This window comes from Leptospira borgpetersenii serovar Javanica, assembly GCF_003046425.1.
Classification (GTDB): domain Bacteria; phylum Spirochaetota; class Leptospiria; order Leptospirales; family Leptospiraceae; genus Leptospira; species Leptospira borgpetersenii.
Genome location: NZ_QAJG01000037.1, coordinates 17501 through 27148, shown reverse-complemented (window position 1 = coordinate 27148; position 9648 = coordinate 17501). Strand labels below are relative to the sequence as shown.

Sequence of the window (9648 nt, the reverse complement as noted above, 5' to 3'; positions counted from 1 at the left end):
CTCAAAAGAGTTTTGGCAATATCAAAATTGGAACAATACGAGGAGTTAACGATGACTACAGCGGAGAGACTCATTTCAGAAGGAATACAACAAGGGATTGAACAAGGCATGCAGCAGGGCAAGATTGAAGGTAGGATCGAAGAAAAATTGGAAGATGCCGGTAAAATGCTGAAGAGGGGATTGATCTAAAGACCGTTTTAGAAATTACAGGATTCTCCGAAAAAACCCTGAAAGAAAATGGAATTCTCTAACGTGACATTGTTAACCAGGTGTTGCCAACGATTTTGTGTAAATGACGTTTCTCAAACGAATCGAAATTCAATCGATTCCCGAAAATAATGGAAAACTGATTCATTGTTTTCCCCAGTTTTAAATCGACATGATCCATAACACTGTAAACTCAATACACTCTTGAACAAGTCGTTTTTCTTTACAACAATGTTCGGCTTCATCGGCATTTAAGTTTTTTACTCCTCATTTCGTTCATTCGCAGTTTGATTCCTGTAAACTTGATTTTAGGAAACCCATGTGTATGGAGAAAAAAGGGCTGTATGTAAAGTTCTAACATCTATCCATCGACATCACGCGGACTCTTTTTTCTTAATTAGAAATGAAACAAACTTCAAATCTTTACGAGAGTTTTTCAAAGAATTCATAGTTTGAAGATATAGTCTTTTGATTACGGAGTGCTTCCAGCCGAACCAACAAGAAATTTCATCGTACGTATAAATCATTTCGACTCTCAAAAGTTTTTTCTTAAGTTTTTGTTTTGCTTTGGAAGAAAAACTGGCGGCGTTCTCCCGTTTGGAAAAAAGAATTTGATGAGACATTTCCAACCTTTCCAAAAGGGCCAATTCTTGACTTCGAGCCGTAAATCTTTTCTCCATTCTTTCCTTTAAAAAATCCTGAATCGAATTTCCGGATGCGGAAAGGATACTTTTCAAAAGTAGAATCTCCTTCCTTTCCAGAAACAAATTGTGTTTGAGTTTGAGTATCAGAACACCTCTTGGATCAAGATTTCGTAGAATTTCTCGCAGGAAAATTCTATCCTGAGAAAGTTCTGTACTATAGTCTGGTTCGTAAACGGCCGAACCGGGTAAGCCGTCCGGTTCCAAAAAGAGCGGTTCCGTTTTTGAAGATTGAATTTCCTTTTTCCACTGATTCCATATGAGATGTTTTAAAAATACGATAGCATACGCGGAAAAATTCTCAAATCCTCTGGTTTCGTAAAGTTCGGAAAAATATTCCATTTTTTGAATAAACTTGAGTAACACCTCGTTCAGTCCGTCCTCGCTTAAAGAATATTTACGAACTGCGATTCTACGAATCCAAAAGAAAGCTTGTTCTATCAAAGCTTTCGAATCGCCGAAGTTTTTGTATTGTAAATAAGAATTTATGAATATACGATCCAATTCCGTTTTTTGTTGCATGGCTGAAAAAAATCCGTATCAAGTCTTACTTGTCCAAGTTTTTATAGGAATCCTTATTCTCTGGTTGATCAAAATCGAGTCTTACAAGTCTAAAATTTCTAATTTTTTGATTGGAAAACGGACTTAGGGGAGATACACTCCTTGCGAAGAGAAACAATATGCAAAGATTCATCAAAAAAATCTTAGTCCCCGTAGACGGTTCGGAAAGTTCCAAAAAGGCATTGGAAGTGGCAATCGCAATCGCAAAAGCGGCAAACGCAAATCTTACGGTTCTGGAAGTTATCGAAGAATTCGGTCCCCTTCCCGGTTATTACGAAAAAGCTCCCGAAGGTAAAGACAGAGTGAGATGGATTTCGGAACAAAGATTTGAAAAGATCCATTCTCCTTTGGACGAGTCTCCCGATCTCAAATGGGATCGTCTGGTTCTGGAAGGTTACCCCGCGGATACGATCGTAGAAACGGCCACAAAAGGAAATTATGATATGATCGTAATCGGTTCGAGGGGTCTTTCCGCAGTGGGAAGATTTTTAGTAGGTTCGGTTTCGGATCGAATCGTCCATCACGCGACTTGTTCCGTTACGGTCGTACGCTAAAACTAAGCAGGTAAAACACCGGGATCGAATTCCGGTCCCGGTAAAAGTGTCACTCCTGGAAGATTTTTCCAGTCGGGATGGTCTCCGATATGTCTGTATCTATGTTCCCATACGATACGATCCCGAACCACAAGAAACACTCCGGGCATCTGCAATGTGTTGCTTCCCGGGATTCCGTAAAAATGCCCCTTGAGTGCAGCTCTCGCGGTTCCAATCAATACTTCGGGACTCGCAAGTTGAATTATGTTGGCGGTTTTCAACTCCAAGTCTTGATAGAATTCCGTTTCGGGATCGGAAACGACACAAGCGTCTTTCCAAACTCCTTCAAAGAATCTTTCACAGTCCCCTAAGTTTCCCGGAAAAAAAAACAGAATCGGCGGAAAAGAAAGACAAGTTTCAAAAATTTCCTTAAGGTCGGCAATCGCCTCCCGGCTGAAAATACATCCCGAATGCCTTAAAAATACCAAAAGACTGAGACGAGGAGGCAAACAAGGAAGAATTGCTTTACTCCTCAGATGAATTCCGACCGCTTCTCTCGTTTCGAAACTTTCCGGAAGAAACTTCATACCTACAAGTATGCCCCCTTAAATTCCTTTGTAAATCGATTGATTTCTTCGTTTTCGAAAAATTAATTGCATCTGCATGGAACTACTCACACTCGATAAAGTCGTCGCAATTCTGACCCTTACTCTGATGGAAATCGTTCTTGGAATCGACAATATTGTTTTTCTTTCGATCGTTTCCGGTAAACTTCCCAAAAATAAACAAAATCAAGCAAGAAATCTCGGTCTCATGTTAGCTCTGGGGTTTAGAATCGGTTTGTTATTCGCAGTCAGTTGGATCGCATCCTTGACGGCGCCCCTTGTCACAATCGCCGATTTCGCAATTTCAGGCAGAGACTTGATCATGCTGGGAGGAGGTCTGTTTTTAATCGCAAAGAGTACAAGTGAAATCCACGGCAAAGTGGAAGGAATCGAAGAGGAAATGCCCAAAAAGGAAAAAATCTCTTTCTGGGGAGTCATCCTTCAATTGATTCTTCTCGATATCATTTTTTCCGTGGATTCGATCGTGACCGCGGTTGGACTTTCAGGTCAGTTTCAAGTGATGGTAGCGGCGGTGGTTCTTTCTATGATCGTTATGCTCGTCTTTTCCGGAACGGTCAGCGATTTTATCAACGAACATCCTACGATGAAAGTTTTGGCGCTTTCGTTTCTGATCATGATCGGAGCGATGTTATTTGCGGACGGGCTTCACTTTCACATACCGAAAGGGTACGTGTATTTTTCCATGGCCTTTTCTCTCGGCGTGGAATTGATCAATATGAGAATTCGCAAGGCAAACTCTAAGAGACAATGATGCCCGCTTTTCGATTCCAGTAAGACCATTGTAGACTATAAAAGGGCGCGAATGTTTTCCTAGGCCGATTTTTACTCAGTTCGATGAACAAATTCTCATCCCAAAACGTATATTCTTGAAGAGCCGTCTTTACGGCTCTTTCACTCAAAAAGTCCAAACCTTTCGAAGGATTTGAATTTTTTTCCAACTTTTTCAATTCCCGGAACCATTCTTTTTCCAAAACGGCAATCCGAGGTTGCACGAGCCTTTTTGCATCGGGATAAAAACGCTGGATCTTTCTGTAGAACTTTTCGTGGACCCACCAAAGGGAAGTATCCAATTTAGAACCGGGTTGTTCAAAATTTTTTTCTAAAAAACTCGTTCCTGAAAAGCCCGCCGGTAGAAAAAAAGAAATGGAAGGAATCGAAGTGCCGGTAAACCAAAAACGGTTTTTAGAAAGATTCGGTTTCAACTCGGCAACTAAAGAAGCAGTAGTTCCGTTAGGCGTAATCGGGCCGGTGGCATGAAGGCAAACCGAGCCCATATCCGAAGAAGAAGGATAAAAGTCCGCCGTTTGCAACGGTTCTCCTTCCATTCTGAGAATCTCCGTCGCAGCATGTACGTCTAAATTCCCTTTTTTGAATGCTCCCATTGTCCTGATTTTCTCCCTTCTTGTCCTACACTTGCTGAAAAAAGTAAAAAAAGAATCCGAGAACGCTTTACGAAAAGAGAATGTTTCTCCCTTTTTCATCCAATTTTTTTTGAAAGCGAATTCGATCGCTTTCGGATGAATTGCGTCGTAATCGTCCTCCAAAGTCAATCCATTGGAAATCGAATAGAAACCTTCGATCCTTTTCCAAGCCCAAAACTTTCCGGCGGTTTCCAACACGAACGCATTCCGAAAATCTGCGATCAAAAAACTGTTATGATAGTAAAAAGAAGAATTCATATAACCACCACAAGCATCCTGACCGAATCGTTCCAAAAGTTGAAGGATCGTATCTCTCGCAGTCTCGGCATCTTTACTTCTTTCCAAAGCGAGACGCAATAGATCCATTCCAGTGAGTCCTTGATTCTTTTTTTCAAAAGGGATTTTCGTAAAGACCGCTTCGTTTCCGATCACAACTCCGGAAGCGTTCGCTCCCATCTCCGCCCCCCACATCTGAAAGGGTTTGGAAAGAATGACTTCTTGAGTTTGTTTTATTCCGGGAATTTGAATGTAAGTACAGAGTGTCTCGGCTTCCCGTAAACGAGGGAGAACTCTCAGTAGAGCCTGGGCCTCGTTAGGTTCCCTGTCCGAATTTTTTCCAAAGATCATCGAACCGGTTCCGGTAAAAGACGGCGTGGCAACAAACGTATCACACATGATGCGTGAAATTCCTCATACGGAACGAATTGGCAAGCTGTTTTTGTCAACGAACCGACTGTAATTTATAATTTTCAAACTTTCAAAAGTGAATTCGAATCCGTAAGTTTCTTATTTTTTTATAAAAATATCCTATTTTGGGATATTCTATTTCAGAATGTAAAATTTCTCCGTTTTGTTTAAGTCTATCCATTCACGCGAAGCGAAAATTTTTTGCAAAAATTTAATCGCTGCCAGAAAAGATGCAGACCTTACTCAGTTTGAGGTTGCTATGCGTTTGGGCCAACCCCAATCTTATATTTCCAAAATTGAATCCGGTGAAAGACGTCTTGACGTTATCGAATTCTGGAGAATCTATAAAATCCTTGGCAAATCCTTTGATTTTTTTTTTCATTTTGACGAAAAACCGGAAGGTTTTGAGAAAAAATCCAAAACTCTCAAGGCAGCTAGCGGGAAACGTAAAAAAAAGTTTTCTAAGTCCTAAAGTTCCTTTTGTTTTTATTCCGTTTATAAACCCACTCCAAAGCACCGGTTATTTTAGTGGTTAGAGTTTTAGATGTCAATGATTAGGCGTTAGGCTTTTTTACTCTTCCTCATTTTGTTCGTCAAACAGCCTAATTTTTGAACTTTAACGGGAATTTGGCATAACTAATGCGAAACCGATCCTTAAATTCGTATGATTCTTGAACATAAGACAGTCCCGAATGTGAAACTAAAGTGCAGAGATTTCCTCAATCCTTTTAGATAAAAGGTCGAACGCACTTTGTTTAGTTCAACACATTTAGAGTCGTAAAGACTTGCGGGAATTCAAACTCGATAATTACGTTGCTTTATTCCAACTCGTACCCGCTATCATTTTATTTAAAATGTCTCGCAAGTAGGCTTTGAGACAAGTTCAAAACAAAACACCCGGTTATTTTGCGCCGAAACCGAGCTTTGCAATAAAAATTTACAGTACTCAACCTGATAGAGATCAATAATATTAAGGCGAGCGCAAATTTCGTTTTTTAACTTTCACACAACAGTTCAAAATTCAGAAGAACTTTTTCGTAGGATATAGTGAATTGAGGAGAACTAATCATGTAATCGGCCGTGGAACGATTACAAGCCATGGGCACATTATAAAGTACCGCGATCCTGAGTAGGGCTTTTACGTCCGGATCATGAGGTTGAGCGGTAAGCGGATCCCAAAAGAAGACAACGATATCCAAATCCCCTTCCGCAATTTTAGCACCAATCTGCTGATCTCCCCCCAAAGGTCCGGAAAGAAACCTGGTAACAGGAAGTCCCGTTTCTTCGCTTATCAATTTTCCCGTCGTTCCCGTTCCGAATAAACGATGTTTAGAAAGGATTTCCCTGTGGGCCTTGACCCAGGATACCAAATCCTCTTTGCGATTATCATGTGCAACGAGTGCAATCCTCTTGGTTGCTGGTACCGAAACTTCTTTCATTTTTTATAACTCTTTCTTGTGTATTTTCGATCTAATTTTTTGATGACGCAAATTTCAGACCAATCCTAAATTGACCTAGAATATTTTTTTTCAAAGTCAATCCGTGATTCTTTTCGCGTTTTTTCTTTACTCCGGTCTCAGATGAAGCATTCTTCATGTTACTTTAGATTTTTTACGATTTTATTTCTTTTATTTCATTCTCCTTTTTCACTTAAAAGCGAACAAGCACCAAATGAAAAGAAGATCGAAATTCTGATCCCGGATGGAAGCAACGGAGAATCCAATTGGGGAAAAAATCCTCTTCAATTCGAAGACCTGGACTTATTGGGAGACGCAAGCGAGGAAAATTCCAAAAATCTTTTCGAAAAAGCGAAAGAAAATTTCCTTAACTCTGTAGATCGTTTTAAAAAAACGAACGACCTCGTAAATGCGAAACGGAAAGAATTCGATCAACAAATTTTCGAAGCGGATCGTTACGAATGGCAAAGAAAAAATCGCCGCGAAAATTTTGAAAGATCTCTTGCAAGAGATCTCAATAAATCCAGATCGGATTCCGTCCATCTTTTAGTTTCCTCGATGAATTCTTTGGAAAAAATCCAGAATCCAAAGGTCAAGGACACTGAAACTTATCGCGATCTACAAGCAAACGTCTATAGAGAATACATCAAACACCAACTTGCCTTAAAAAATTTCCTGCAAGCCATGGATCTTTTGGAAAGATATATTCAAATCGGAAATAAATACTACGAAGACTCGGAAGCCCAAGGTTTTCTTGCAAATTGTTATGAAAGAGCCTACCGCCTTTCCAAAAAAAACCGAGACGACCAAGCCCAGGAAAAATACGACATTCTCCGGAAAAAACACGGACTCTTATATGCGGAATTTAAATTCGGAAAGAATTCTGCGGATTATCAGGAATTTTCCAAAGAACTTTTTAAAGACTAAAAAAAGAATTTAAGTTTTGTCCCTAAGTTCGATCCTATCTCGGCAAAATCTTAGTTTTAAAAACTAAACCTGAGTTTCGAAGAAAACTTTTCTACTGAATTCCGAGACGTTTTTTCAGATTTTGATTCTCTTCGATCAGATCTTTGATCTCTTTTTCAGTGTATGCAAAAAGACGATCCTGAGCTTCGAGGATTCTATCCATCTTGATCTCTTCTATATGAGAATAGTCCAATGCTTGTTCGGTCGCTTTTTTAAAATCAAGTGCATCTTTCAATTCCTGAGTTTTCATGGAATCCAAAATCTCAGAAACCTTGAGACGTTCGTGAAGAGCAAGTAACTCCTTGTTCTTCAGTTCGTTCACTCTTTCCAAGGCCTTATTGATTTCCTCGTTGTTTTTCTTGACTTTGGATTCGAATTCCAAAATAGCTTGTAAGGCTTCGTTCGCTTTAGTCGCATCTTTGTATTCTTTTTGAGCAAGTTCGAAAACCCCTTCAAAAAATCCGATGTTCGTCAAACAACTATTACCGATTTCGTTTGCAGCGAGTTTATAAAATTCGGATTGAATTGTCCTATCTAAGATAAGTCTTAAATTTCTCGGATGAACCGGATGTTCGAGGACTTCGATCTTACTGTTTTCAGGAACAGCTCTACTGATCTTTTCAGCATCGTCGGAATAAACCAAGATTAAACTGGCATAAGGATGAAGTTCAAATTTTCTGATAAATTCTCGAATCTCATTCCATTCCCCAAAATTTACGGAAAGGAAAAAAACATGAATATCGGATTTCAGTAAATCAATCGCACCAAGACCGTCGAGAGGAACCTTACTCAATTCGATATTAATGCGAGGATGTTTCCAAATTTGAATTGGGAACTCTTTCCCTGAAGTAAGATGCCAAATGATCGCGTTTTTCTGACTCATCATATTCATTCTAACACTAACCGACTATATTCCCCGGGTCAGAGACCTCTTTTTGTGAACTTTTTTATTTTTCCCCATATACTTAAACTTTCCAATCTCTCTGTCAATTTTGATTTTTGATCGGAAATTTTATCCAAAACCTTTTGAATCGGTTTCGGCAAATCCATGTCGGTTCTTTTGATCATAATGTTGATACTCAAAAGTGCGATCAAAATATTGGCACTCCAAGGACCAATCCAATCAGGAACCTTATCGTTATAAGAAATCGTACTCCCCAGGGTAAAAAATGTAAAGTAGATCATTAGGAAAACGACTGCAAGCGTAAAACTCATCCCTTTTCCGGAACGTTTGACTACGAGCCCCAAAGGGAATGAGATAAAGAAAAAAATCAAACAAGAAATCGGCATTGCGATTCTTCTGTGAATTTCCACATTAAAATCCGTTAAGACTTTTTTCCCTTGTTGCATTAAAGCCATCAACTGGGTCAGAACGGAATAATTTTGTGTCATTTGGTCCGGCGTAAGAGTTCCGTTAGCCGCTCCCATGGCGAGATCGATCTTCATCTGCTCTACCATTTGCTTTAGTCCGATTAAACCCTTTATCTCAACCCCCATCTCTTTTAAGGTTTCAAGTCCCGGAATTTTTTCAAGACCCTCGCTTTCTATGTTATTTCGAATTTGAAACAGGACCGGCATAGAGAAAGTTTCCGGTTTTACGTTCAACTCCAAAGTTTTCTTTTCCTTCCCCTTAGGAATATTATAATCCATTTCTCCGTTTCTAAAATCGGTTACGGAAAAACTCTTTCGGTCGTCGCTCCATTCTAAAATCCAACCGTCTTTGAGACGAATGGATTTTTCGTATTCTCCGTCGGGTCCGATTTTTTCCACGAGATTCCCTTTACCCGCGTTGATAATCTGTATGATTCGAGATCCTCCCATAGGAATCATCTTTCCGCCGAGATTGAAATATTCGTTTCCTTCTAGAAAAATTTCCCATTCTCGAATCTGAACCCCTTTGAGTTGTCCCGTGTCGGAATTCATTCCGTCCGTGTACATCGTACGGGCGCGTTTTTCGAATAGGTCCTGCGTTTTATCCCCGCTGAATTGCCCCGGAGTGATTGCAAGTAAAGGATTATAGGCAAGAACCCACTTGTTGAACTCGTTCATCTTTCTCGTATTTTCAGGAGAAAGATAGAAATTCAGATAAGCCACAACCAAAGCCATTACGAAACCGAACGCAAGAAAGTTAATATAAATTCTCGGGAAGCTAACTCCAGCAGAACGAATCGCCGTGATTTCCGAATCCCCTGAAAGTCTTCCAGCGGCCATGATTCCACTCATCAAACAGGCCATCGGAATCGTCATCGGAAGAGTATTGGCAAGAAGATAACCGAAGTAATCTAAAAGACGAAGCGGGTCCACTCCCTTTCCCACAAAAAGACCGATCATTTTTTGTAGAGCGAGAACCATATAAACCATAGTAAAAAATGCAAGAGCCACTAAAAACGGAGAAAGGATCTCCCCTAAAATATAACGATTTAAAATCGGAATCGCCATATAAAACCTACGCTTATCCGTATGGACTTTAAAATCCGGAGGAAGATCCT

General features: G+C 39.9%; 10 protein-coding genes and 1 pseudogene (1 of these 11 running past the window's edge). 5 read left to right on the top strand and 6 right to left on the bottom strand.

Annotation, left to right across the window (positions count from 1 at the left end; all coding sequences use genetic code 11):
• A pseudogene (locus CLV95_RS17565) lies at window positions 1-251 on the top strand (hypothetical protein); the annotation flags it as partial.
• Window positions 252-581: 330 nt separating this feature from the next.
• Here CLV95_RS17565 and CLV95_RS17555 read toward each other — a convergent pair.
• Complete coding sequence (locus CLV95_RS17555) at window positions 582-1430, bottom strand: hypothetical protein (RefSeq protein WP_002721460.1); 849 nt, start codon at window positions 1428-1430, stop codon at window positions 582-584.
• Window positions 1431-1588: 158 nt separating this feature from the next.
• Here CLV95_RS17555 and CLV95_RS17550 point away from each other — a divergent pair, with 158 nt between their 5' ends.
• Complete coding sequence (locus tag CLV95_RS17550) at window positions 1589-2023, top strand: universal stress protein (protein ID WP_002738131.1); 435 nt, start codon at window positions 1589-1591, stop codon at window positions 2021-2023.
• A gap of 2 nt (window positions 2024-2025) precedes the next feature.
• On the opposite strand, the gene CLV95_RS17545 is transcribed toward CLV95_RS17550, so the two are convergent.
• On the bottom strand, window positions 2026-2589 hold the full coding sequence (locus CLV95_RS17545; RefSeq protein ID WP_002721486.1) for a SelL-related redox protein: 564 nt from the start codon (window positions 2587-2589) through the stop codon (window positions 2026-2028).
• 76 nt (window positions 2590-2665) lie between these two features.
• Between CLV95_RS17545 and CLV95_RS17540 the strand changes: the two genes are divergently transcribed.
• A complete protein-coding gene (locus CLV95_RS17540) occupies window positions 2666-3379 on the top strand; it encodes a TerC family protein (protein WP_002721496.1) in 714 nt (237 codons plus the stop codon).
• On the opposite strand, the gene CLV95_RS17535 is transcribed toward CLV95_RS17540, so the two are convergent.
• The gene (locus CLV95_RS17535; protein ID WP_002733025.1) at window positions 3366-4724 is read right to left on the bottom strand and encodes a hypothetical protein; all 1359 of its coding nucleotides are present in this window, start codon (window positions 4722-4724) and stop codon (window positions 3366-3368) included. The two genes, CLV95_RS17540 and CLV95_RS17535, sit on opposite strands and share 14 nt — an antisense overlap.
• Window positions 4725-4899: 175 nt before the next feature.
• Here CLV95_RS17535 and CLV95_RS17530 point away from each other — a divergent pair, with 175 nt between their 5' ends.
• On the top strand, window positions 4900-5208 hold the full coding sequence (locus CLV95_RS17530) for a helix-turn-helix domain-containing protein (RefSeq protein ID WP_016762619.1): 309 nt from the start codon (window positions 4900-4902) through the stop codon (window positions 5206-5208).
• Between the two features lie 523 nt (window positions 5209-5731).
• Here CLV95_RS17530 and CLV95_RS17525 read toward each other — a convergent pair.
• The gene (locus tag CLV95_RS17525; protein ID WP_002721507.1) at window positions 5732-6175 is read right to left on the bottom strand and encodes a methylglyoxal synthase; all 444 of its coding nucleotides are present in this window, start codon (window positions 6173-6175) and stop codon (window positions 5732-5734) included.
• A 141-nt stretch (window positions 6176-6316) separates the two neighbouring features.
• On the opposite strand from CLV95_RS17525, the gene CLV95_RS17520 reads away from it, so the two are divergent.
• Complete coding sequence (locus CLV95_RS17520; protein ID WP_002733069.1) at window positions 6317-7120, top strand: FcpA-related putative periplasmic flagellar protein; 804 nt, start codon at window positions 6317-6319, stop codon at window positions 7118-7120.
• Between the two features lie 91 nt (window positions 7121-7211).
• Here CLV95_RS17520 and CLV95_RS17515 read toward each other — a convergent pair whose 3' ends face one another.
• Together CLV95_RS17515 and CLV95_RS17510 are read right to left on the bottom strand one after the other, a co-directional pair.
• Window positions 7212-8042: a hypothetical protein gene (locus CLV95_RS17515; RefSeq protein ID WP_002721454.1), complete on the bottom strand. Its 831-nt coding sequence runs from the start codon at window positions 8040-8042 to the stop codon at window positions 7212-7214.
• Window positions 8043-8080: 38 nt separating this feature from the next.
• A protein-coding gene (locus CLV95_RS17510) for an LptF/LptG family permease (RefSeq protein ID WP_002721463.1) crosses the window boundary here: on the bottom strand, window positions 8081-9648 show its 3' portion. It continues 253 nt past the right edge of the window; only the last 1568 of its 1821 coding nucleotides appear in the window; its start codon lies off the right edge, out of view — the gene reads right to left on this strand; the stop codon is at window positions 8081-8083.

Coding starts and splice junctions, on each gene's coding strand:
- CLV95_RS17550 (WP_002738131.1), top strand. CDS start 1,589: ATGCAAAGATTCATCAAAAAAATCTTAGTCCCCGTAGACGGTTCGGAA.
- CLV95_RS17545 (WP_002721486.1), bottom strand. CDS start 2,589: ATGAAGTTTCTTCCGGAAAGTTTCGAAACGAGAGAAGCGGTCGGAATT.
- CLV95_RS17540 (WP_002721496.1), top strand. CDS start 2,666: ATGGAACTACTCACACTCGATAAAGTCGTCGCAATTCTGACCCTTACT.
- CLV95_RS17515 (WP_002721454.1), bottom strand. CDS start 8,042: ATGAGTCAGAAAAACGCGATCATTTGGCATCTTACTTCAGGGAAAGAG.
- CLV95_RS17525 (WP_002721507.1), bottom strand. CDS start 6,175: ATGAAAGAAGTTTCGGTACCAGCAACCAAGAGGATTGCACTCGTTGCA.
- CLV95_RS17520 (WP_002733069.1), top strand. CDS start 6,317: ATGAAGCATTCTTCATGTTACTTTAGATTTTTTACGATTTTATTTCTT.
- CLV95_RS17555 (WP_002721460.1), bottom strand. CDS start 1,430: ATGCAACAAAAAACGGAATTGGATCGTATATTCATAAATTCTTATTTA.
- CLV95_RS17535 (WP_002733025.1), bottom strand. CDS start 4,724: ATGTGTGATACGTTTGTTGCCACGCCGTCTTTTACCGGAACCGGTTCG.